This window comes from Nocardioides pelophilus (genome assembly GCF_014180685.1).
In the GTDB taxonomy this organism is placed as follows: Bacteria; Actinomycetota; Actinomycetes; order Propionibacteriales; family Nocardioidaceae; genus Nocardioides; species Nocardioides pelophilus.
Window position 1 is genome coordinate 1 of the sequence record NZ_JACEHF010000062.1, and the last position, 21,330, is coordinate 21,330.

Here is a 21,330-nt window from a genome sequence, read left to right on the forward strand (position 1 = left end):
CGCGCGCCGGCCGACGCCGTACCGGGTGCCCGCCTGGTCACCTACCCCGGCATGGGCCACGACCTGCCGGAGGCGCTCTGGCCGGCCATCACCGGAGAGATCGTCGACCACGCCCGTCACACCGAGGAGGTGGCCCGATCATGATGGACACGACACCGGAGGAAGCGACGGCCTTCGTCCAGCAGGCCATCCCGATCCTGGGGGCGATGGGGATCCGGGTGGTCGAGGCCGGCGTCGGGCACGCGACGGTCGAGCTCCCGGCGGGCCCCAACGGCAACCACTTCGGCGTCCTCTACGCCGGCTCGCTCTTCACCGCCGCCGAGGTCCTCGGCGGGATCGTCCCCCAGGCGACCTTCGACCTCCAGGGCGAGCTCGCCGGGTTCGTGCCGCTCGTGAAGTCGGCCGAGATCAAGTTCCACCGGCCCGGCATCGGCGACGTCCGCGCCACCGCGACGATGGCGCCCGACGACATCGAGCGGGTCCCCCGCGAGGCTTTGGCGAACGGCAAGTCGGAGTTCGTCATCGAGGCCGAGATCGTCGACGGCAACGGCACCGTGGTGGCGACGACCCGCGCGGTCAACCAGCTCCGCAAGCTCGGCTGAGCCGGGCTACCCGCGCTCGTCGCCCAGCAGGGGCACCAGGTACGTCGTCGCGAACGCGCGCGTCGCCGCATCGTCGTGCATGGGGATCCTGCCCTCCGGTGCCAGCACCAGGCTGAGCGCCAGGCGGGCGTAGATCTCGGCCACCACGTCGGCATCGAGGCCGAGGTAGCGGTCGGCCGCCTGCAGGTCGCGGATCCAGGCTGCGAGGTAGTCGCGGACCATCGCCGTGATCTGGTCGGCCAGCTCGCCCGGCGGCACCGTCTCGCCGTCGTAGTCGCTGTCGCCCCGGAGCAGCCGGACCAGGAGCTCGCGGTCGGCGACCGCGTGGGCGAACGCGGTGAACCCGGCGGCGGCCTGCTCCTCGACCGTCCCCTCGTCCGCGATCGCGCGATCGACGACGCCCACCACCTTCGCGGCCTCGTGCAGCAGCAGGGCCTCCACCAGCTGCATCTTGCGCGGGAACCGACGGTAGACCGTGGCGACGCCGACGCCCGCGGCGTCGGCGATCTGGTTCATCGTGGTCCGTCGCACCCCGCCCTTCGACAGGGCTACGTAGGCCGCTTCCAGGATCCGCGCCGTGGTGGCGTCCATGCCGCAACCCTAGCGGCGTCGCCGTCACGGTGATAGATTCCGGCCAAGTTTCTATCACTGCATGACTCACCTCAGCGTGGAGGTCCCATGTCGCCTGCAGCGGCCGAACAGCTGGTCACCCGGCTGCGCACGACGTTCGACAGCGGCCGGACGCGCGACCTGGACTGGCGTCGCGACCAGCTCCGCGCGTTGTCGCGGATGCTCACCGACAACGAGGACGCCCTCCTCACCGCGCTCGCCCAGGACCTCGGCAAGCCCCGGTTCGAGGCCTGGGCCGGCGACATCGCCGCGTCCGCCGGCGAGGCCGACCACCTGCGCAAGCACCTGGGCGGCTGGGCGAAGGACTCGACCGCGCGACTGCCGCTGGCGTTCCGGCCGGGCCGGGCGAGCGTGCAGCACCAGCCCCGGGGCGTCGTCCTCGTCGTCGCGCCGTGGAACTACCCCGTCTACCTCCTCGCCACGCCCCTCGCTGCCGCCCTCGCGGCCGGCAACGCCGTCGTCTGCAAGCCGTCCGAGCTGGCGCCGGCGACATCGGCGCTGATCACCCAGCTCGCCGCCGAGTACCTCGACCCGAGCGCGATCGCGTTCGTGGAGGGCGGCGTCGAGGAGACGACCGCGCTGCTGCAGCAGCGGTTCGACCACATCCTCTACACCGGCAACGGCACCGTCGGCCGGGTCGTCGCCGAGGCCGCGGCCCGTCACCTGACTCCCACCACGCTGGAGCTCGGCGGCAAGAGCCCTGCGATCGTCGACAAGGACGCCAACCTCAAGCAGGCGGCCAGCCGGATCGCGTTCGCGAAGTGGTCGAACGCCGGCCAGACCTGCATCGCCGTCGACCACGTGTGGGTCCACCACGACGTGCACGACGAGCTCGTCGCAAGGCTGGCCGCGGAGGTCCGTGAGCGCTACGGCGAGGAACCGCGTCAGAGCGCCGACTTCGGCCGGATCGTCAACGAGCGCCACACCGCGCGGATCGGCGCCCTGCTCGAGGGCGGCGGGTACGACGACGTACCCGTCGGCGGCACCGTCGACGTCGAGGCGCGGTACGTCGCACCGACCGTCGTGACGGGCGTGAAGCCGGACGCGGCGCTGATGGGCGAGGAGATCTTCGGTCCCGTCCTCCCGGTGCTCGGCTTCGACGACGTCAGCGAGCCGATCGCACACGTCAACGCCGGCGACCACCCGCTCGCCCTCTACGTCTTCTCCCGGCGCAACGCCGACCGGGTGCTGGCGGAGACCACCTCGGGGGGCGCCTGCGTCAACGACACGATGATGCAGGTCTTCCCCCCGTCCCTGCCGTTCGGCGGCGTCGGCGAGAGCGGCTACGGGTCCTACCACGGCAAGTGGGGGTTCGAGACGTTCAGCCACCGACGCGCGGTCTACCGCCGGCCGTGGTTCTTCGTCGAGCCCGCCCTCGCCAAGGCGCCCTACACCGCGATCAAGGAACGACTCGCCCGCTTCGTCTACTGAGAAGGACACCTTCATGAGCTCAACCAGCGGCGGCCTCGCCGGACGCGTCATCGCCATCACCGGCGCCGGGCGGGGCATCGGCGCGGCCACGGCCGCCGCCCTCGCCAGGGAAGGAGCGCGGGTCGCCCTGGGCGACATCGACCTCGACATCGCCAAGGCGACCGCGGAACGGATCGGCGGCGACGCCCTCGCGCTCCCGCTCGACGTCACCTCGGTCGACAGCGTCACCGACTTCATGGACACCATCGAGTCGACGCTCGGCCCGATCGACGTCTACATCAACAACGCCGGCGTGATGCCGCTGTCGGGCCTCCTCGACGAGGACGACGCCACCATCGACCGGATCTTCGCGATCAACACCCGGGCCATGATCCACGGCACCCGCGAGGCCGCGCGCCGGATGCTGCCGCGTGGCCGCGGGCACATCGTCAACGTCGCGTCGACGGCAGGCAAGGCGGGCATCGCCGGCAGCGCCACCTACTGCGCGTCGAAGGCCGCGGTGATCCAGTACACCGAGGGCGCGTACGCCGAGCTGCACCCCCGCGGGCTCGACTTCTCGGTCGTGATGCCGGGGATCACCCGCACCGAGCTCACCGCCGGGGTCGAGGACATGCCGGCGTTCCGTGCGATCACGCCGGAGTCCGTGGCCGACGCCATCGTCGCCACCGTCGTGAAGCCGCGGTTCGAGGTCTACGTGCCCCGCTCCGCCCGCCCACTGCTCAACATCACCCGGCTGCTGCCGTTCGGCGTCGGCCAGTGGATCGGCAAGCGGATGGGTGCCGACCACGTGTTCATGGATGCCCTCGAGAAGCCGGAGCGCTCGTCGTACGAAGCACGTGCGACCGGGAAGGAAGCCCGATGAACCTGATGAACCTGATGAAGAAGCCAACCCTCCTCCACTTCCCCGGCGACGGGCTGCTGAAGGCCGTCGGCGACCGGGTCGGCACCGCGCCGGTCGCCCTTGCCGAGCCGCCCACCGGGAGCGGCCTGCAGCCGGTGATGGGCGAGCTCGGCCTGCCGGTGGTCGGCAAGACGCTGGAGATGATCCGCGACGGCTGGGACTCGTCCCCCGTGATGCACGAGAAGTACGGCGACGTCTTCTGGATCCGCGCCTTCGGCACCAAGGTCGCGATCGTGATCGGTCCGGACGCCGTGCAGGAGGTCCTCCAGAACAAGGGCAAGGTCTACTCGCAGTCCGGCTGGGAGTACTTCATCGGGCCGTTCTTCAAGCGCGGGCTGATGCTGCTCGACGGGCAGGAGCACCTCCTGCACCGGCGGATCATGCAGGAGGCGTTCACCCGCCCGCGGCTCGAGGCCTACCAGGGCCGGATCGAGGCGATCATCGGCCGGACCGTCCCCAGCTGGCCGACCGACGAGCCGATGCTGATGTATCCGGCGGTCAAGTCGCTGTCGCTCGATGTCGCCACCGAGATCTTCATGGGCACCCCCTCAGCCGCACAGCCGAACGACGAGACCCAGGGCCTCACCCAGGCGTTCATCGACGCGGTCCGGGCCGGCACCGGCCTGATCCGCACCGAGGTCCCGCTGCTGCACACCCGGTGGAACCGGGGCCTCGCCGGACGCCGCAAGCTCGACGCCTACTTCCGCGCCCGGATCCCGGCCAAGCGGGCGTCGGACGACGACGACCTGTTCGCCGCGCTCTGTCATGTCGAGACCGACGACGGGATGAAGTTCACCGACGACGACATCGTGAGCCACATGATCTTCCTGATGATGGCGGCGCACGACACCTCGACCATCACGGCGACCGGGATGACCTACTACTTCGCGAAGCACTCGGAGTGGCAGGACAAGGCTCGCGCCGAGTCGCTCGCCCTCGGGACGGCGACGCCGACGATCGACCAGCTCGACAGCCTCACGACCCTGGACCTGGTCTTCAACGAGACGATGCGCCTGGTCGCTCCGGTGCCGGCACTCGTCCGGAAGTCGACCGCGGACACCGAGCTGGTCGGTCGCTTCATCCCGAAGGGCACGATCGTCGTCGTGGCCCCCGGCGCCATCCACAACATCGGCGACCACTGGGTCAACGTCGACGAGTTCGACCCGCTCCGCTACGCCGAGCCGCGCAACGAGCACAAGGCGCACCGCTACGGCTACGTGCCGTTCGGCGGCGGGGCGCACAAGTGCATCGGGATGGCCTTCGGCACCAACGAGGTCAAGGCGCTGCTGCACACGATGCTGACGACCTACGAGTTCGAGATCCCGGCCGACTACGAGATCGAGTGGGACCACACGTCGCTGGTGATGCCGACCGACGACTTCCCGGTCACGCTGCGCCGGCTCGCTCCGAACGACTGACAGGGACCGACGATGACCCACCCACTGCTGCTCGGCGTACCCCTCGGACCCGACTCGCTGACCTGGCGGCTCTTCGGCGACCAGCGGATGCTGCTGGTCGGGATGCGCGCCGGCCTGCTCCAGACCATGCACCCGGCGATCGACCAGGCGCTCCGCGAGCACGACTCGACCTACTTCCAGGGTCCGATGAAGCGGATCCTCCGGTCGCTCCCCCAGATCCTCGGCGTCGTCTACGACGCCGACGCGCGCGCGACCGCCGCGCGGGTGCGCGACTACCACCGACCGCTCAAGGGTGTGCTGCCCGACGGCAACCGCTACAGCGCGCTGACGCCCGAGGTCTTCTACTGGCCGCACGCGACCTTCTTCGAGATGCAGATCGCGCTGCGCGAGCACTTCGGCAAGCCGCTCTCCGACGGCGCCAAGGAACAGCTGTTCCAGGAGTCGCGGCAGTGGTACTCGCTCTACGGGGTGTCCGCGGCAGGCACGCCCACGACGTACGGCGAGTTCCGCGAGTACTGGGACCACACGATCTCGTCGGTGCTGGTGCCCAACGCCATCGCGCGCGGGACGTTCAACCGGACCAAGAGCGGGATCTTCGGGCCGTCGCCGTCGAGGTACCTGCCCGAGCTGTTGTGGCGGCCGGTGTCGGACGCGCAGTTCGACGCGATGGCGTGGGTGCTCCGCGGCACGCTCCCACCCGCGCTGCGCGACCGGATGGAGCTGGGGTGGACCAACGCCGAGGAGCTGCGGCTGCGCGCGCTCGGCGCCAGCATCCAGCACACGTTCGGCCGGTTGCCGTTGCAGGCGCGGCTGCTGCCCCAGGCGCGGCGGGCCTGGCGACGCGAGAGCGAGGAGCCGACCCGGCTGCTGGCTACAGGGTGAAGTGCTCGATCACGAGCACCTGGATCTCGCCGACCACGCCGCCGAGCACGGCACCCACCGAGATCATCAGCCACTCGTCGTCCTTGAACACCGGGCGCATGATCGACTCGTACTCGGCGCTGGTGAGCTGGCTCATCTTGTCGACGATCAGGTTCTCGACGTCGAAGGTGCGCGCGGCGTAGCCGTGCGCCTGCGACATCGTGTCCGGGATGAGCTCGATCACCCGTGCCACCACGGCGTCCTTGGCCGCCCGGTAGCGCTGGGTGCCGACCGCGAGCCGCACCAGGGGCTGGGCGACGCCGGCCTGGGCGTCGATGGCGGCCGAGATCTCCCGCTCGATCGTCGAGAACAGCCGGTCCGCGGTCGGGCCGTTGAGGATGGCCTCGAAGATCACCTCGGGCGCGAAGATGTCCTGGGCCAGGATGCGGGCGTAGCCCCGGGTGATCTTGTCGCGCTTGGCGTGCAGCACGCCGTGGACCGGGAAGATGCCGAGGACCCGCTTTTGCTCCAGCGGCCGGAACAGCATGTTGAGCGCCACGTAGTCGCTCACGAAGCCGACGAGGAAGCCGAACGCCGGCATGATCCAGGGGTTGTGGAAGTAGGCCCAGCACGCGAGCTGGACGAATCCGATCGCGAACCCGAAGACCACCCCGCTGCGACGTACGAAGGTCATCGCGTCCGCCGCCACGGACTTGATCAGCTCGTTGAGCTGGTCCTTGTTCTTCACCAGGATCGTCACGGCGAGGAACTGCAGGTCGAGGAACTGGCCCAGGTCCGCCCGCATCTCGTTGACGATGTTGTCGACGATCTTCGGCGCCTGCCGGTGCACCCGCGCCTTGAGCGCCTCGCGACCGGCCTCGGGCAGCGCGTCCCAGAGCCCCGGCCGGAGCTGGTCGGCGAGGTCGCGTACCACCACGTCGATCGCCTCGGTGAGCGGCTCGCGGATCTCCTCGACGGCCTCCTCGGCGTCGATCTTGTCGAGCAGCTCCTCGGGCCGGAGCAGGTTCTCGGTGAGCAGCTCGATCGTCGTGGCGGCGACCTTGCCGGCGCGGCGCGGGACCAGCCCCTGCCACCCGAACGGTCCGAGGCCGCGGAACTCGAGCGGGCGGTACATCATCTGCAGCGCCAGCAGCTTGGTGATGTAGCCGATGAACGCCGCCACCAACGGCATCGTGGCGTAGATGATCCAGTTGGCCGAGAAGTCGTCCTGGATCTCGGCCCAGGTCTGGACCATCCCGGTGGCGAGAGGGATCACCCGAGGCCGCCGGTGGTGGCCGCCGCCCAGAGGTCCTGGCCCAGCACCGACAGCCGGACGGTGTACCGCTCGACCCGAGCCTCCAACGGCCCCCGCTTGCCCTTCTTGAGCGCCCGCAGGACGGCGCTGTCGGCCCCGAGGATCTGGTAGTCGTCCTTGAGCCGCGGGTCTTCCGGACCGGTCTCGAGCAGGCCCAGCGACAGCAGGTGGCTGATGTAGACCGGGGTCAGCTGCGGCAGCGAGACGTTGGCCATCTTGCCGACCAGGGCGGCGTTCTCGAGGATCGGCTCACCGCCGATCCCGGTGACGGTCCGGGCGAACACGTGCATCATCGGCGAGACCGAACCGTCCGAGAGCGCACCGATGATCCGGGCCTCGTCCGGCACCAGCTGGTCGATGATCTTGTGGAACAGCTCCTGCTGGCCGGTGCGGCTGTTCTGCTCCAGCGCCCGGTCGAGCAGCCGGTCCATCTTGCTCTGCAGCGGTTCCGAGGGCCGGCTCGCACCGCCCGCCGCGCCACCCGCCGAGATGGCCAGCGGCGGCCGCGGCGGGGCGGCCACGTCGAGGCGGGACCGGAGCGCGCCCAGCACCTGCCGCTCGGTCCAGCTCGCCACCTGCGAACCGGTCTTGAGAGCGGTGCGGGTGGCCGGGGCCACCAGGCCGAACGGGTTGAAGGGCAGCGCCATGGTCGGAAAGTATCGCTAGCCGCGGAGCGACCGGTTGATCACCTGGTTGGAGGCGCGCTGGAAGCCGGAGACGACCGCCTCGAGCGTGAGCTGGCGCAGCTGGACGATCGTCGCCTGGAAGGCCGCGGCCTCCTCGGAGGTGTGCTGCTCCTGGGCGCGGTAGGGACCGATCACCTGGCGCGCGAAGATCTCGGTCAGCTCCTCGGCCAGCGCCTCCGTGTGCTCCCTGACCGCGATCCCGGCAGCGGTGATCCCGTCGACGCTGATGCCCAGGCCCAACAGCTTGACCGCGGCGTCGAAGCCCGGTTGCAGCTCGAACTCCTCCCCGTCCCGCTCCACGACGCCCAGCGTGAGGAGCACCTCGAGCGCGGCCTCGTCGAGCGGGCGGCCCGCCCGCTGGTCGAGCTCGGGGCGACCCATCCGCTCGGGCGGCTGCGCCGACCAGGTGGTGAGCGCCAGCGCGCGCACGGCGAGCTCGTCGGCGTCGCCGTCGACCGGGAACCGGGCCAGGTAGTCCTCGATCGCCGTCAGGCTCAGCCCGTGGTCCTGCAGGGCCCGGACCAGCTTCAGCCGGGCCGCGTGCGTGTCGGAGTAGAACGCCTGCCGCCCCCGGCGGGTCGGCGGCGGGATGAGCCCGAGCCCGGCGTAGTAGCGGACGGTGCGCACGGTCATCCCGGTGGCGGCCGCCAGCTCGTCGACCGTCAGCTCTGCCGACGGCGCCGACTGGGCCGACTGGGCTGACTGGGCTGACTGGGCTGACTGGGCCTCGACCGACACGCTGTGCCTCCGCTCACTTCCCCTGGTCCTGCGACCCGTCGCCGTTGCATTGTGACAGTGCTACTGTCACAGTAGTTGTTGTTCCCCACTGTCGCAATCGACGACCCTATCCATCTCTTCAGCCACGACAGGATTCCCACACCATGCGCGAGCTCTTCCTTCCCGAGCACGAGGACTTCCGTGAGTCCGTGCGGACCTTCTTCGCCAAGGAGGTCACGCCCAACAACGAGCAGTGGGAGCGCGACGGCATCGTCCCGCGCGAGCTGTGGCTCAAGGCCGGCGAGGCCGGGCTGCTCTGCTTCGACGTGCCGGAGGAGTACGGCGGCCCGGGCATCGACGACTTCCGGTTCAACGTGGTGGTCTCCGAGGAGCAGACCCGGGCCGGTTCGAACGGCCCCGGCTTCTCGGTGCACAGCGACATCATCGTCCCCTACATCACCTCCCTCGGCACCGAGGAGCAGAAGCAGCGCTGGCTCCCCGGCTGCGTCACGGGCGAGACGATCACCGCGATCGCGATGACCGAGCCGGGCGCCGGCTCCGACCTCCAGGGCATCCGCACCACGGCGGTCGACCAGGGCGACCATTACCTGCTCAACGGGTCCAAGACCTTCATCAGCAACGGCATCCACGCCGACCTGGTGATCGTGGTGGCGCGCACCAACCCCGACGCCGGCCACCAGGGCATCAGCCTGCTGGTCGTCGAGCGCGGGATGGAGGGCTTCGAGCGCGGCCGCAACCTCGACAAGATCGGCATGCACGCGCAGGACACCGCCGAGCTCAGCTTCACCGACGTCCGGGTGCCCAAGGAGAACCTCCTCGGCGCCGAGGGCAGCGGGTTCATCTCGCTGATGATGAACCTGCCGCAGGAGCGGCTGATCATCGCCGCCCAGGCCGCCGCCGCGTGCGAGTCCGTGGTCGAGATGTGCCTCGACTACGCCAAGACCCGCGAGGCGTTCGGCAAGCCGATCGGCAAGTTCCAGCACAACCGGTTCCTGATCGCGGAGATGGCCACCGAGGCCAAGATCACCCGGGTCTTCGTCGACGACTGCGTCCGCAAGCACGTCGCCGGCAAGCTCGACGCCGTCGAGGCGTCGCAGGCGAAGTACTGGGCGACCGAGCTGCAGAACAAGCTGGTCAACCAGGGCGTCCAGCTCCACGGCGGCTACGGCTACATGCTCGAGTACCCGATCGCGCGGGCCTACCTCGACAGCCGGATCTCGACGATCTACGGCGGCACGACCGAGATCCAGAAGGAGATCATCGGACGGAGCCTGGGGCTCTGATGGACTTCAACCTCCCCGACACCGCGCTCGCCGTACGCGACGGCGTGCGGGCCGTCGCAGCCAAGTACGACAACGCCTACTGGTCCGAGTGCGAGGAGGCACACCGCTTCCCGATCGAGGTCTTCACCGACCTCGGGAAGGGCGGCTGGTTCGGCCTCAACATCCCCGAGGAGTACGGCGGCGGCGGGCAGGGTCTGCTCGAGGTCGCGATCGCCAACGAGACCCTGTGCGCGTCCGGCGGCGGCGCCGGCAGCTTCTTCTACGTGACGACGCCCGGCTTCGGCGCGACCACCCTCGTCCGGCACGGCACGGAGGAGCAGAAGCAGGCGATCCTGCCGGGCATCGCCGCGGGCGACGTCCAGTTCTGCTTCGCGCTGACCGAGCCGGACGCCGGCAGCAACGCGATCGAGATCACGACCTCGGCCCGACGCGACGGGGACGCCAAAGATGGGGATTGGTTGATCAAGGGCCAGAAGGTCTGGATCTCCAACGTGGAGAACGCCGACTGGATGGTCGCGGTGACCCGCACCATCCCGGCCGCCGAGGCGAAGCCGCGCACCAACGGCTTCACGCTGTTCCTGATCGACGTCAAGGAGGCGCTCGCCGCCGGCACGCTCTCCTACACGCCGATCCCCAAGATGGGCAGCAACATCCTCTACTCCAGCCAGGTCTTCTTCGACGACGTGCGGGTGCCCGCCCGCAACGTCATCGGCGAGGTCGACGCCGGGTTCATGGTCCTGTGGGACGTGCTGAACCCGGAGCGGATCCTGGCCGCGGCCGGTGGCGTCGGCGGCGCCGACGCCGCGCTCGAGTACGCCGCGAAGTACGCCACCGAGCGGGTGGTCTTCGGCCGCCCGATCGGCGCCAACCAGGGCATCCAGTTCCCACTCGCGCAGATCAAGGCGAAGACCGAGCTCGGCCGGCTGATGACCTACAAGGCGGCCTGGCTCTTCGACCAGGGCCTCCCCTGCGGCAACGAGGCCAACGTCGCGAAGCTGACGGGGGCGCAGGTCGCCTGGGAGGCGGCCGACCAGGCCTTCCAGACGCTCGGCGGAATGGCCTACTCGAAGGAGTACCCGGTCGAGCGATGGCTGCGCGACGCCCGGATCGGCAAGAACATCCCGGTCGCCGAGCAGCTGGTCCTCGCCCACATCGGCACCTCGATGCTCGGGCTGCCGAAGTCGTATTGAGCCACTCGGGCGCTGGGTCCCCACTAGGCTCGGCCGCATGGGGATCCAGCGTCCGTATCGCGGCGTCGCGGCGGACGACCGGCGCGAGCGCCGCCGCAGCGCCCTCCTCGAAGCCGCCCTCGAGTGCCTGGGCGGCGACGACGCCGACATCAGCGTGCGACGGGTCTGCACCATCGCCCGGCTCACCCCGCGCTACTTCTACGAGAGCTTCGTGAACCTCGACGAGCTCCAGCTCGCCCTGCTCACCCAGGTCGCCGACGAGATCGCGGTCGAGGGTGCCGCGGCGCTGGCCGAGCGGGCGCCGGCCGACCTGCAGGCCGCGTGCCGGACCGCCTTCGAGGGCGCCTACTCGGTGTTCCAGGACGATCCCCGCAAGGCCCGGGCGCTGCTGGCGGTCGCCTCGGGGACGGCCGGGCTGATGGAGGCTCGCCGCAAGATCGTGATGTCGTACGCCGACACGATGCTCGCCTTCCTCGGCCAGGAGTTCGGAGACCTGGTCGACACCACCGGCGCGCGCGTCGCCGTGCTGTACGCCGTGGGCGGGGCGCTCGAGGTCACCCACGCCGTCCTGAACGGCGACGTCGCCGTCTCCGACGACGCCCTCGTCGAGCTGGCCGGCAGCCTGCTGGCGTCGTCGGTCCAGCGGATGAGCGTGCCGTGAGCCGCCCCAGGGGGCGGGCCGGGGCGCGGTTGACCCGCACGACGATCAACACGTTGACCCGTCCCCACCGACGCCCGTTCGGGCCGCGACTCTCCAGCCGGGTGCGCGGGCGGACGGTGCTGATCACCGGCGCCTCCAGCGGCATCGGCCGCGGGCTCGCGCTCCGGCTCGCCGGCGAGGGCGCGACGGTCCTGGTGACGGCCCGGCGCGCGGCCGAGCTCGACGCGCTCTGCGCCGAGATCGCGAGCGCCGGCGGGATGGCCCACGCGCTCCCCGCCGACCTGGCGACCGACGACGGCATCGACGCCCTCGCGGACCGGGTGCTCGCGGAGCACGGCGCCCCCGACGTACTGGTGCTCAACGCCGGCCGCTCGATCCGGCGCTCCATCGCGCGGTCCGAGCGCCGGCTGCACGACTACGAGCGGGCGCTGCGGATCAACTACCTCGGCGCCGTGGGCCTGCAGCTGCGGCTGCTGCCCGCGATGCGCGAGCGCCGGTCGGGACACGTCGTCACCAGCTCGTCGCTGGGCGTGCAGGGCGACCTGCCGCGCTTCTCCGCCTACATCGCCTCCAAGGCCGCCCTCGACGCGTTCACCCGGATCGCGGCCGTGGAGTGCCTCGCCGACGGCATCTCCTTCACGACCGTCCACCTGCCCCTGGTCGACACCGAGATGAGCGGCCCCACGGGGTGGCGCGGCTTCCGGGCGCTCTCGGTCGACGACGCTGTCGACATGCTGTGCGAGGCGATCCGCCGACGGCCCGACCACGTCGGCACGATGCTCGGGACCGCGGTCACCTTCGGCAACACCGTCACGCCCGGGTTCTCCCGACAGCTGCTGCACGGGTTCCACCGCGCGATGCCGGACTCACCGGCCGCTCGCGGCGACCGAGGAGGGTCCGATGGTTGACCAGGTGACGATCACCAACACCGCGGCCGGACGCCGGCCGTCCCGGCAGAGCAGGCACGTCCGCCGGGCTGCCCGGCTCACGACGTACCCGCTCAGCATGCTCACCCCGCGCCACGTCCTCGGCGCCCACACGTTCCGGACCGTCGTGCGGCTCGGCATGGCGACGATGCGCGCGACGGTCGACCACACGCCGGTCCGCACGACGCACCGGAGCCGGCGCGTGGTGGGCGAGTGGGTCGCCGACCAGCCGACGCCGGGGACGCCGATCGTCTACTACGTCCACGGCAGCGCGTACGTCGCGTGCTCGACCGCGACGCACCGGCTGCTGGTGTCCCGGCTGGTGCGCCGCACGGGGCGGCCGGCGTTCTCCGTGGAGTACCCGCTCGCGCCGCGGCACCGGTTCCCCAAGGCGCACGACGCGGTGGTGAGCGGCTTCCTCTGGCTGCTGGACCAGGGGTTCCGTGCCGAGGACATCGTGGTGGCCGGCGACTCCGCGGGCGGTCACATGGCGCTCGCCCTCTGCGGTGAGCTGCGCCGGCGCGGGCTCCCGATGCCCGCCGGGCTGGTGCTGCTGTCACCGCTGGTCGACGCGTCGTTCGACACCGCCGCGAGCGCGGCGCGGCGCGTCCGCGACACCACCTGCACGCCCCGGGGCGCCAAGCGGCTGATCGGCCACTACCTGCGGGGCGCCGACCTCACCGACCCCCGGCTCGACGTCGTGCAGGAGGCCGGCCCGGACCTGCCGCCCATGCTGATCCAGGCCGGCGGCAGCGAGATGATGAGCGCCGACGCCGAGCTGTTCGCCGCGGCCCAGGTCGCGCTCGGCGGCGCGTGCGAGCTCCAGGTCTGGCCCGGTCAGATCCACGTCTTCCAGCTGCTCGGCTTCCTCCCCGAGTCGGGAGCGGCGCTGGACGAGATCGCCGGCTTCATCGCGACCCTGGGTGTCGCCCGGGGCGGCGCAGAGGCGAGCTGAGTCCGCTCAGGTCAGCCGCCAGCCCCGGCGGATCCGGAACCGGACCTCGGCGAGCTGCAGCTGGATGGGGAGCATCCGCACCCACCGCGGCAGCCGCCGCGACACGAACCGCAGCCCGCCGAGCATCCGCTCGAACCGACGCTGCTGCTGCGGGGTCCAGGTGAGGCCCATGGCGTCGCGGAACTCCGGCGGGAGGAAGCCGATGGTGGCGAACCGGTTCAGCGACCGGTTCCCCCACCGCATCCAGCGCGGGATCATCTCCAGCTCCACGAGCGCCATCAGGTGCTGCCGCACCGGCTCGTCGTACCGGACCCGGGCCAGGCCCTCGGCCCAGTACTTCTCGAACGCCTCCCGGTCGGCGGGCCAGCTCTCGGCCGGCACCTGCAGGCTGGTCCCGAGCCGGCTGCAGTAGGCGTACAGGCCGTCGGCGTCGGCCTCCGTCATCGGCCCGAGCAGGGCGACCCGGATGTCGCGGAAGCCGATGTAGAGGCACGCCGCGACCCACAGCTGCAGCGCCGGGTCGAAGGCGTTGTAGCGCACCGGGCTGTCGGGCCCGGAGCGCACCGACACGTGCGACCGGTTGACGGCCTCGCGGTACGCCGCGCGGTCGGCCTCGCTCCCGAACAGGGCCACGACCAGGTAGCTGATCGTGGTCCGCAGCCGCTTCCAGGGATGGAGCATGACGTTGCCGCTGTCGACCTTGCTCTCGACGACGCCGTAGCCGACCTCGCGCCAGCCGAGCTGCATGATCACGTTGGCCGCCGAACCGAGGAAGCCCGCCGGACCCACCATGTGGTCGCGGATGTCGAAGGGCCGGTCGTTCGTCATGGGCCTAGCCTGCGCCGTCGACCGGGGTCGCGCCAGCACCGCCCACAAGTTGGACATGACCGTTGTCAGAAATGGCCGACGGCCGGTACCTTTCCCGGATGAAGTCCGACATCCGCACCCTGTGCGCCGCCTTCCAGCGGACGTCCGCCGCCCACCCGGACGCGGTCGCGCTCCGCACCCCCGACGACAGCGTCTCCCTCACCTGGGGCGAGTACGCCGCGCGGGTGCGCAAGGTCGCGGCCGGCCTCGCCGGTCTCGGCGTCGGCCGGGGCGACACGGTCGCCCTGATGCTGACGAACCGACCCGAGTTCCACGTCGTCGACACCGGAGCGCTGCACACGGGCGCGACGCCGTTCTCCATCTACAACACGCTGGCCACCGACCAGATCGCCTACCTGTTCAGCAACGCGGGCAACAAGGTCGTGATCACCGAGAAGCAGTTCCTCGACAAGCTGGTCCTGGCCAACACGGCCGGTCAGGTCGAGCACTTCATCTGCGTCGACGACCCCGGCAGCGACGCCGACGGTGTGATGACGCTGGCAGAGCTGGAGGCGAGCGGCGACCCCGACTTCGACTTCGACGCGGCCTGGCAGGCGGTCGAGCCGTCCGACGTGCTCACCCTCATCTACACCTCGGGCACGACCGGACCGCCCAAGGGCGTGGAGCTGACGCACGCGAACCTGTTGGCGGAGATGGATGCCCTGCACGGGTACTTCCCGCTGTCGCACGAGGACAAGCTCGTGTCGTACCTGCCCGACGCGCACATCGCCAACCGCTGGGGCGCGCACTACAACAACATGCGCTACGGCATCCAGATCACCACGGTGGCCGACCCGAAGCAGCTGGTCGCGACGCTGCCGCTGGTGCGCCCGACGTTCTTCGGCGCCGTGCCGGCGGTCTGGTACAAGGTCAAGGCCGGGATCGAGGCGGCGCTGGCCGCGGAGCCCGACGAGAAGAAGCGCAAGATCGCCAACTGGGCGATCGCGACCGGCACCAAGGTCGCCTGGCTGAAGTCCGACCGCAAGCCCGTGCCGCTCGCCCTCAAGGTGCAGCACCGGCTCGCGGAGAAGCTGGTGCTCGGCAAGCTGCGGGAGCGGATGGGCCTCGACCAGGTGCGGGTGGCCGCCACCGGCGCCTCCGCCATCGCGCCCGACGCGCTGGCGTTCATGCTGGCGCTCGGCGTCCCCGTGCTCGAGGTCTGGGGGATGTCCGAGACGTCGGCGGTCGTGACGATGAACCCGCCCGACGGCATCCGGATCGGCACCGTCGGCAAGGTCGTGCCCGGCGGGTCGGAGATCTCGCTGGCCGAGGACGGCGAGCTGCTCGTGCGGGGTCCGTTGGTGATGAAGGGCTATCGCAACGACCCGGTCCGGACGGCGGAGGCCATCGACAGCGACGGCTGGATGCACACCGGCGACATCGCCACCATCGACGGCGACGGCTACGTCAAGATCGTCGACCGCAAGAAGGAGCTGATCATCAACGCGGCCGGCAAGAACATGTCGCCGCAGAACATCGAGGGCGCGGTCAAGGTCGCCTGCCCGCTGGTGATGAGCGTCGTCGCGGTCGGTGACGACCGGCCGTTCGTGACCGCGCTGCTGACCCTCGACCCCGACGCCTGCGCGGCGTACGCCGCCAAGGTCGGCCTCCCTGACGCCTCCCCCGCCGTCCTCGCCGAGGACGAGACCGTCAAGGCGCTCATCCAGGGCGGCATCGACCAGGCGAACGAGAAGCTCGCCCGGGTCGAGCAGATCAAGAAGTTCGCGATCCTGCCGTCGACGTGGGAGCCGGGTGGCGACGAGCTCACCCCGACCATGAAGCTCAAGCGCCGGCCGATCGCCGAGAAGTACGCGCCCGAGATCGACGCGCTCTATGCCTGACGCAGCGAGGCCGCTCGGCTCCCACGACCTCGTCGCCGATCCCACGGCGGGCGAGGAGTCGGCGAGCTTCATCCGCGCCGCGCAGAAGGCCGAACGCGCCGAGGAGCTCGCGCTGCTGCGCCGCAAGATGGACGGCATCGTCGTCTTCATCGCCGGTCCGGCCAACGTGGCGCTGCAGCTCGGCTGGCCCGAGGTCGGCTACGGCGTGGTCGAGAGCCGGGTGGACAGCGGGAAGGTGACCAAGCACCCGTTCAAGCGCTTCCGCACCACGGTCGGCTACCTCGGCATCGCGCTGCTCGGCAACCACACCCAGCGCCTGGCCTACCGGGAGGCGATCAACGGGCAGCACCGGCAGGTGCGGTCCACCCCCGAGAGCCCGGTGAAGTACAACGCCTTCAACCGCGACCTCCAGCTCTGGGTGGCCAGCTGCATCTACTACGGGACCGTCGACGCCTTCACCCGGATGCACGGCCCGCTCTCCCGCGAGGAGGAGGCGGTGATCCTGCGGGCCGGTGCCCGGATCGGCACCACCCTCCAGGTGCCGCAGGAGATGTGGCACAAGACGCCAGAGGACTTCTGGGCCTACTGGGAGGAAGGCGTCGACCGGATCCAGATCGACGAACGGGTCGGCGGCTACCTCCGCGGGCTGATGCGGATGGACATGCTGCCCGCGCCGCTCGGCCGCGCCGTCGGCCCGCTGCACCTGTGGCTCAACGCCGGCTTCCTGCCCGATCCGGTCCGCCAGCAGCTCGGCCTGGACTGGGACGAGCGCGACCAGCGCCGGCACGACCGGATGCTGGCCGTCATCGGCAGGATCTCCCGCCCGCTGCCGCACTTCCTGCGCGTGTTCCCGATGAACGCGATGATGTGGAACCTCGAGATCCGCCGCCGCCTCGGCCGTCCGATGGTCTGATCGAGGCATGACCGACCACACCAAGCGCACCCTCGGCAACCGGATCAAGACCGTCCTCGACGTCGACCAGACGCTCAGCCGCGTCGACGAGGTGGCCGTGGAGATGGGCCCGCTGCTGGAGACCTTCACCGGCGTCCTGTCGGAGTTCAACGCCACCCTCGACCGCTTCGGCCAGGCCCTCGACCGGTTCTCCCACGCGGCCGAGACCATCGACGGCACCGCGGAGAAGCTGGACACCCTGATCACCGACCTGGCGAAGACGATGGAGTCCATCCAGCTGGTGACCTCGCCGATCACGCTGGCTCGCGACAGCGTCCGTCGCGTGCGGTCGAAGGAGTGACCGGGAGCCTCCGCGCGGTCGAGCTCTGGATGGACGGACAGGGGCTCGGGCGCGGGCCGATCGAGGCCGTCTCCCCCATCTCCGGCGGCACCCAGAACGTGATGCTGCGCTTCGAGCGGGACGGCCGCCCCTACGTCCTGCGCCGCGGGCCGGAGCACCTCCGCCCCCGCAGCAACGACGTCATCCGGCGCGAGTGTCGGGTGCTGCGGAGCCTCGCCGGCACGGGTGTCGCGCACCCGGCGCTGATCGCCGCGTGCGACGACGAGGCCGTGCTCGGCGGCGCCGTCTTCTACCTGATGGAGCCGGTCGACGGCTTCAACGCCAGCATCGGCCTCCCGCCTGCGCACGCGGCTGACGCCTCGATCCGCCACGAGATGGGTCTGCGCCTCGTCGACGCCCTCACCGCGCTCGCCGGCGTCGACCACGAGGCGGTCGGGCTCGACGACTTCGGCAAGCCCGAGGGCTTCCTCGAGCGGCAGGTGCCGCGGTGGCTGGCCGAGCTCGCGTCGTACGACGACTTCCCGGCCTATCCCGGACCGGACATCGGACCGGTCGACGAGGTCGCGGCCTGGCTCGAGGAGAACCGGCCGTCGTCGTGGCGGCCCGGCATCCTGCACGGCGACTTCCACGCCGCCAACGTGATTTTCTCCCCCGACGGCCCGGACGTGGTCGCGGTCGTCGACTGGGAGATGTGCACCATCGGCGACCCGCTGCTCGACCTGGGCTGGCTGCTCGCCACCTGGGACCTGCCCGGCGCGCCCGACGAGTTCGCCGGCGCGCTCACCCGGGCCGGCGGCCTCGCGACCGGCGACGAGCTGGCGCAGCGGTACGCCGAGCGCAGCACCCGCGACCTCTCGGCCCTCGACTGGTACGTCGTGCTCGCCTGCTTCAAGCTCGGCATCGTCCTCGAGGGCAGCCACGCCCGTGCGCTCTCGGGCCTGGCGCCGACCGAGGTCGGCGACCGCCTGCACACCACGGCCCAGCGCCTCTTCGACCGCGCGCACGCGCTGGTCCAGCAGAACTGACCCACCCACACCCATGCCGACCGAAGGGCAACCATGATCGACTTCGAGATCCCCGCCGACCTCGCCGCGCGCCGCGACGAGGTGCTCGAGTTCGTCTCCGAGCAGGTGGTCCCGTTCGAGACGGACCCCCGGATGACGCAGCACGGCCCGACCGAGGACCTCCGCAACGAGCTGGTCGACCTGGCCCGCAAGGCCGGCCTGCTCACCTTCCAGGCGGCCCAGGAGGGCCAGGAGCGGGCGGCGACGCACCTCGAGCAGGCGATCCTGTTCGAGGCGGCTGGCTGGTCGGCGCTCGGGCCGGTCGCACTCAACTGCGCGGCCCCCGACGAGGGCAACATGTTCCTGCTCGACAAGATCGCCGACCCCGCGCAGGCCGAGGAGTTCCTGTGGCCGATGATCGCCGGCCGCCAGCGGTCGGTGTTCGCGATGACCGAGCCGGGCGGGGCGGGCTCCGATCCACGGCAGCTCGCGACGACCGCCGTACGCGACGGCGACGGCTACGTGATCAACGGCCGCAAGTGGCTGATCACCGGCGCCAACGGCGCCAAGACCTGGATCATCATGGCCGACCTCGAGGGCGCCGGAGCCACGCTGTTCCTCTGCCACGGCGACACCCCCGGCATCGTCATCGAGCGCACCATGGACACGATGGACCGCAACTACGTCGAAGGACACTGCGTGGTCCTCTTCGACGACCTGCACCTACCGGCGACGGCGCTGCTCGGGGAGGAGGGCGAGGCGTTCCGCTACGCGCAGCTCCGGCTGGCGCCCGCACGGCTCACCCACTGCATGCGGTGGCTCGGCGGCGCGGTCCGCGCCCAGTCGATCGCGGTCGACTACGCCAAGACCCGCACCGCGTTCGGCAAGCCGATCGGCCAGCACCAGGGCGTCGGCTTCATGCTCGCCGACAACGAGATCGCGATCCAGAAGTGCCGGCTGATGATCTGGTGGGCGTGCTGGATCCTCGACCAGGGCCAGCAGGGCCGCCACGAGAGCTCGATGGTCAAGGCGATGGTGTCGGAGGAGCTGTTCAAGGTCGCCGACCGGTGCGTCCAGGTGCTCGGCGGGATGGGCATCAGCGACGAGACGCCCGTGGCCGGGTTCTTCCGCGACGTCCGGGCGTTCCGCCTGTACGACGGGCCGACCGAGGTGCACCAGCACGCGATCGCGAGCCGGATCCTGCGCGACTGAGGCCGGCTCGGCCCGGTGTCACAATGTGCGCCATGAGGACCCGGTTCGGCACCCTGCTCGGCTGTCTCGTGCTGTTGGCCGCCTGCGGCGACGACCCGGAACCCGACGCCGACGACCCGACGTCGGCCCCGTCGTCCGCCGAGACACGGGCGTCCTCCAGCGCACCGGAGCAGACGCCGACGCGCACGGCCGGTCCGACCGAGACCTCGGAACCGACGGAGACTTCGTCACCTCCCGCCGCCGACGGCACCCGGATCGTCGTCGACGACAGCGAGTTCGGCCCGATGCTCTTCGACGAGACCGGTCAGGCGATCTACCTCTTCGACGTCGAGACGACCGCGGAGGCGCAGTGCTACGACGACTGTGCCGTGGCGTGGCCGCCGGTGTTCACCGAGGGCGCCCCGGTGGCGGGCGACGGCGTCGACGCGTCGTTGCTCGGGACCACGGAGCGGGCCGACGGTCGGCTCCAGGTCACCTACAACGACCACCCGCTCTACTTCTACGCCCACGAGGGCAAGCACGAGGTCCTGTGCCACGACGTCTTCCTCAACGGGGGCAACTGGTACGTCGTCCAGCCGGGCGGCGACGCAGCACCTCCGGGATGAGTCAGGCCGCTGCCCGCTCCCGCAGCGTCAACAGCGCCATCCAAGCCGCACCTGCCAACGCGATCGCGCAGCCGACGCCGAACGCCCAGGACAGGTCCTGCTCGCGGGCGACCAGCCCGAGCGCGATCGGACCGAACCCGAGGCCCAGGTCGATGAACGCCGACGCGGTGCCGGCCGCGGCGCCGCGCTCGCCCGGGGTGGCGGTCGCGAAGATCGCCGAGAAGAAGGCCGGCGTCGAGAACGTCACACCGACCGCCATCACCACGACGCCGACGATCAGACCCGCCCCTGACTGCCAGGCGACCAGGATCCCCAGACCGGCCGCGATCGCGACCAGCGACCCGGTGGCCAAGGGCAGCGACGGCACCCGGTCGGGCACCCGGGCGAAGACGATCCGGCAGGCCACGATGACCATGCCGTAGGCGACGAGCGCGAGCGACGTGTTGTCGAGGCCGACCTCCTCGGACCACAGCGCGGCGAACGCCAGGAACCCGCTGATCGCGGCGAGCGAGGCGAAGAAGCCGAGCGAGACCGGGAGGCCCGGGCGGTGGATCAGCTTGCCGTGGCCGTCTCCACCGGCGCCCCGGGTGTCGGGCACCCAGCGGACGATGACCGCCGCCGCGACGGCCAGCACACCCGCGACCCACCACGCCTCGGTGTAGCCCCAGACCTCGACCACGGCCTCCCCGAGCGGCGGGCCGAAGGCGATGCCCAGGTACAGCCCGAGCGAGTTGTAGCTGAGCGCCTCGCCCAGCCGCGCCGGCGGCGCGAGGTCGGCCAGCAGCGCGAAGCCCGCGACGAAGAACGCCGCCTCGGCCACGCCCTGCACCAGCCGGATCGCGACCACGCCGGCGAGGGTGTCGACGTACGGCAGGAGCAGCATCCCGGCCGCGGCCAGCAGCGCTCCGAACACCAGCAACGGCCGACGTCCGTGGACGTCGGACAGCCGCC

At 71.0% G+C, this 21,330-nt stretch carries 22 protein-coding genes; 16 read left to right on the forward strand and 6 right to left on the reverse strand.

Annotated elements, in window-relative coordinates:
- Positions 1-140: 140 nt before the first annotated feature.
- A complete protein-coding gene (locus H0488_RS11880) occupies positions 141-602 on the forward strand; it encodes a PaaI family thioesterase (RefSeq protein ID WP_183099488.1) in 462 nt (153 codons plus the stop codon).
- Between the two features lie 6 nt (positions 603-608).
- Here the strand turns inward: H0488_RS11880 and H0488_RS11885 are convergent, their stop codons facing one another.
- Positions 609-1,193, reverse strand: coding sequence for a TetR/AcrR family transcriptional regulator (locus tag H0488_RS11885; protein WP_183099489.1), 585 nt, complete (start codon positions 1,191-1,193; stop codon positions 609-611).
- 87 nt (positions 1,194-1,280) lie between these two features.
- On the opposite strand from H0488_RS11885, the gene H0488_RS11890 reads away from it, so the two are divergent.
- Genes H0488_RS11890 through H0488_RS11905 form a run of 4 tightly spaced genes read left to right on the forward strand, consistent with a single transcriptional unit; the run spans position 1,281 to position 5,864 of the window.
- A complete protein-coding gene (locus H0488_RS11890) occupies positions 1,281-2,663 on the forward strand; it encodes an aldehyde dehydrogenase family protein (RefSeq protein ID WP_183099490.1) in 1,383 nt (460 codons plus the stop codon).
- Between the two features lie 13 nt (positions 2,664-2,676).
- Positions 2,677-3,525 (forward strand): SDR family oxidoreductase, encoded by an 849-nt coding sequence (locus H0488_RS11895; RefSeq protein WP_183099491.1) that lies wholly within the window; start codon positions 2,677-2,679, stop codon positions 3,523-3,525.
- Entirely contained in the window at positions 3,522-4,982 is a 1,461-nt protein-coding gene (locus H0488_RS11900) for a cytochrome P450 (protein WP_183099492.1), read from the forward strand. Before H0488_RS11895 ends, H0488_RS11900 begins: the two co-directional genes overlap by 4 nt.
- A 12-nt stretch (positions 4,983-4,994) precedes the next feature.
- Complete coding sequence (locus tag H0488_RS11905; RefSeq protein ID WP_183099493.1) at positions 4,995-5,864, forward strand: oxygenase MpaB family protein; 870 nt, start codon at positions 4,995-4,997, stop codon at positions 5,862-5,864.
- Here H0488_RS11905 and H0488_RS11910 read toward each other — a convergent pair.
- From H0488_RS11910 to H0488_RS11920, 3 genes are read right to left on the reverse strand one after another with little or no spacing between them, the layout of a single operon-like run.
- A complete protein-coding gene (locus tag H0488_RS11910; protein ID WP_220794502.1) occupies positions 5,854-7,119 on the reverse strand; it encodes a DUF445 domain-containing protein in 1,266 nt (421 codons plus the stop codon). The genes H0488_RS11905 and H0488_RS11910 overlap by 11 nt on opposite strands.
- Positions 7,116-7,805 (reverse strand): Abi-alpha family protein, encoded by a 690-nt coding sequence (locus tag H0488_RS11915; RefSeq protein WP_183099494.1) that lies wholly within the window; start codon positions 7,803-7,805, stop codon positions 7,116-7,118. Before H0488_RS11915 ends, H0488_RS11910 begins: the two co-directional genes overlap by 4 nt.
- A 15-nt stretch (positions 7,806-7,820) precedes the next feature.
- The gene (locus H0488_RS11920) at positions 7,821-8,582 is read right to left on the reverse strand and encodes a MerR family transcriptional regulator (RefSeq protein ID WP_183099495.1); all 762 of its coding nucleotides are present in this window, start codon (positions 8,580-8,582) and stop codon (positions 7,821-7,823) included.
- 143 nt (positions 8,583-8,725) lie between these two features.
- Here H0488_RS11920 and H0488_RS11925 point away from each other — a divergent pair, with 143 nt between their 5' ends.
- Genes H0488_RS11925 through H0488_RS11945 form a run of 5 tightly spaced genes read left to right on the forward strand, consistent with a single transcriptional unit; the run spans position 8,726 to position 13,597 of the window.
- A complete protein-coding gene (locus H0488_RS11925) occupies positions 8,726-9,865 on the forward strand; it encodes an acyl-CoA dehydrogenase family protein (RefSeq protein WP_183099496.1) in 1,140 nt (379 codons plus the stop codon).
- Complete coding sequence (locus tag H0488_RS11930; RefSeq protein WP_183099497.1) at positions 9,865-11,055, forward strand: acyl-CoA dehydrogenase family protein; 1,191 nt, start codon at positions 9,865-9,867, stop codon at positions 11,053-11,055. Before H0488_RS11925 ends, H0488_RS11930 begins: the two co-directional genes overlap by 1 nt.
- Before the next feature lie 37 nt (positions 11,056-11,092).
- Positions 11,093-11,716 (forward strand): TetR/AcrR family transcriptional regulator, encoded by a 624-nt coding sequence (locus H0488_RS11935; RefSeq protein WP_183099498.1) that lies wholly within the window; start codon positions 11,093-11,095, stop codon positions 11,714-11,716.
- Positions 11,713-12,624 (forward strand): SDR family NAD(P)-dependent oxidoreductase, encoded by a 912-nt coding sequence (locus H0488_RS11940; protein ID WP_220794503.1) that lies wholly within the window; start codon positions 11,713-11,715, stop codon positions 12,622-12,624. The genes H0488_RS11935 and H0488_RS11940 overlap by 4 nt, the downstream gene beginning before the upstream one ends.
- Complete coding sequence (locus H0488_RS11945; RefSeq protein ID WP_183099499.1) at positions 12,617-13,597, forward strand: alpha/beta hydrolase; 981 nt, start codon at positions 12,617-12,619, stop codon at positions 13,595-13,597. Before H0488_RS11940 ends, H0488_RS11945 begins: the two co-directional genes overlap by 8 nt.
- Before the next feature lie 6 nt (positions 13,598-13,603).
- Here H0488_RS11945 and H0488_RS11950 read toward each other — a convergent pair whose 3' ends face one another.
- The gene (locus tag H0488_RS11950; protein WP_183099500.1) at positions 13,604-14,425 is read right to left on the reverse strand and encodes an oxygenase MpaB family protein; all 822 of its coding nucleotides are present in this window, start codon (positions 14,423-14,425) and stop codon (positions 13,604-13,606) included.
- A gap of 98 nt (positions 14,426-14,523) precedes the next feature.
- On the opposite strand from H0488_RS11950, the gene H0488_RS11955 reads away from it, so the two are divergent.
- The 6 genes from H0488_RS11955 to H0488_RS23650 are packed head-to-tail and all read left to right on the forward strand — an operon-like array spanning position 14,524 to position 20,379.
- On the forward strand, positions 14,524-16,305 hold the full coding sequence (locus tag H0488_RS11955) for an AMP-dependent synthetase/ligase (protein ID WP_183099501.1): 1,782 nt from the start codon (positions 14,524-14,526) through the stop codon (positions 16,303-16,305).
- Positions 16,298-17,218, forward strand: a complete 921-nt coding sequence (locus tag H0488_RS11960) for an oxygenase MpaB family protein (protein ID WP_183099502.1) — start codon at positions 16,298-16,300, stop codon at positions 17,216-17,218. Before H0488_RS11955 ends, H0488_RS11960 begins: the two co-directional genes overlap by 8 nt.
- A gap of 7 nt (positions 17,219-17,225) precedes the next feature.
- Positions 17,226-17,558, forward strand: coding sequence for a hypothetical protein (locus H0488_RS11965; RefSeq protein WP_183099503.1), 333 nt, complete (start codon positions 17,226-17,228; stop codon positions 17,556-17,558).
- A complete protein-coding gene (locus H0488_RS11970; RefSeq protein WP_312856308.1) occupies positions 17,555-18,583 on the forward strand; it encodes a phosphotransferase family protein in 1,029 nt (342 codons plus the stop codon). The genes H0488_RS11965 and H0488_RS11970 overlap by 4 nt, the downstream gene beginning before the upstream one ends.
- 33 nt (positions 18,584-18,616) lie before the next feature.
- A complete protein-coding gene (locus H0488_RS11975) occupies positions 18,617-19,774 on the forward strand; it encodes an acyl-CoA dehydrogenase family protein (protein ID WP_183099504.1) in 1,158 nt (385 codons plus the stop codon).
- A 32-nt stretch (positions 19,775-19,806) separates the two neighbouring features.
- Entirely contained in the window at positions 19,807-20,379 is a 573-nt protein-coding gene (locus H0488_RS23650) for a COG4315 family predicted lipoprotein (RefSeq protein ID WP_220794504.1), read from the forward strand.
- A 1-nt stretch (position 20,380) separates the two neighbouring features.
- On the opposite strand, the gene H0488_RS11985 is transcribed toward H0488_RS23650, so the two are convergent.
- Positions 20,381-21,330, reverse strand: a 950-nt coding sequence (locus tag H0488_RS11985) for an MFS transporter (RefSeq protein WP_183099505.1), incomplete at its 5' end; no start/stop codon positions are given.

Excerpts from the sequence above, each read along its gene's own strand:
- H0488_RS11905 (WP_183099493.1), top strand. The coding sequence starts at position 4,995 with ATGACCCACCCACTGCTGCTCGGCGTACCCCTCGGACCCGACTCGCTG.
- H0488_RS11900 (WP_183099492.1), top strand. The coding sequence starts at position 3,522 with ATGAACCTGATGAACCTGATGAAGAAGCCAACCCTCCTCCACTTCCCC.
- H0488_RS11890 (WP_183099490.1), top strand. The coding sequence starts at position 1,281 with ATGTCGCCTGCAGCGGCCGAACAGCTGGTCACCCGGCTGCGCACGACG.
- H0488_RS11965 (WP_183099503.1), top strand. The coding sequence starts at position 17,226 with ATGACCGACCACACCAAGCGCACCCTCGGCAACCGGATCAAGACCGTC.
- H0488_RS23650 (WP_220794504.1), top strand. The coding sequence starts at position 19,807 with ATGAGGACCCGGTTCGGCACCCTGCTCGGCTGTCTCGTGCTGTTGGCC.
- H0488_RS11895 (WP_183099491.1), top strand. The coding sequence starts at position 2,677 with ATGAGCTCAACCAGCGGCGGCCTCGCCGGACGCGTCATCGCCATCACC.
- H0488_RS11945 (WP_183099499.1), top strand. The coding sequence starts at position 12,617 with ATGGTTGACCAGGTGACGATCACCAACACCGCGGCCGGACGCCGGCCG.
- H0488_RS11935 (WP_183099498.1), top strand. The coding sequence starts at position 11,093 with ATGGGGATCCAGCGTCCGTATCGCGGCGTCGCGGCGGACGACCGGCGC.
- H0488_RS11955 (WP_183099501.1), top strand. The coding sequence starts at position 14,524 with ATGAAGTCCGACATCCGCACCCTGTGCGCCGCCTTCCAGCGGACGTCC.
- H0488_RS11915 (WP_183099494.1), bottom strand. The coding sequence starts at position 7,805 with ATGGCGCTGCCCTTCAACCCGTTCGGCCTGGTGGCCCCGGCCACCCGC.
- H0488_RS11975 (WP_183099504.1), top strand. The coding sequence starts at position 18,617 with ATGATCGACTTCGAGATCCCCGCCGACCTCGCCGCGCGCCGCGACGAG.
- H0488_RS11960 (WP_183099502.1), top strand. The coding sequence starts at position 16,298 with ATGCCTGACGCAGCGAGGCCGCTCGGCTCCCACGACCTCGTCGCCGAT.
- H0488_RS11885 (WP_183099489.1), bottom strand. The coding sequence starts at position 1,193 with ATGGACGCCACCACGGCGCGGATCCTGGAAGCGGCCTACGTAGCCCTG.
- H0488_RS11880 (WP_183099488.1), top strand. The coding sequence starts at position 141 with ATGATGGACACGACACCGGAGGAAGCGACGGCCTTCGTCCAGCAGGCC.
- H0488_RS11925 (WP_183099496.1), top strand. The coding sequence starts at position 8,726 with ATGCGCGAGCTCTTCCTTCCCGAGCACGAGGACTTCCGTGAGTCCGTG.
- H0488_RS11930 (WP_183099497.1), top strand. The coding sequence starts at position 9,865 with ATGGACTTCAACCTCCCCGACACCGCGCTCGCCGTACGCGACGGCGTG.
- H0488_RS11950 (WP_183099500.1), bottom strand. The coding sequence starts at position 14,425 with ATGACGAACGACCGGCCCTTCGACATCCGCGACCACATGGTGGGTCCG.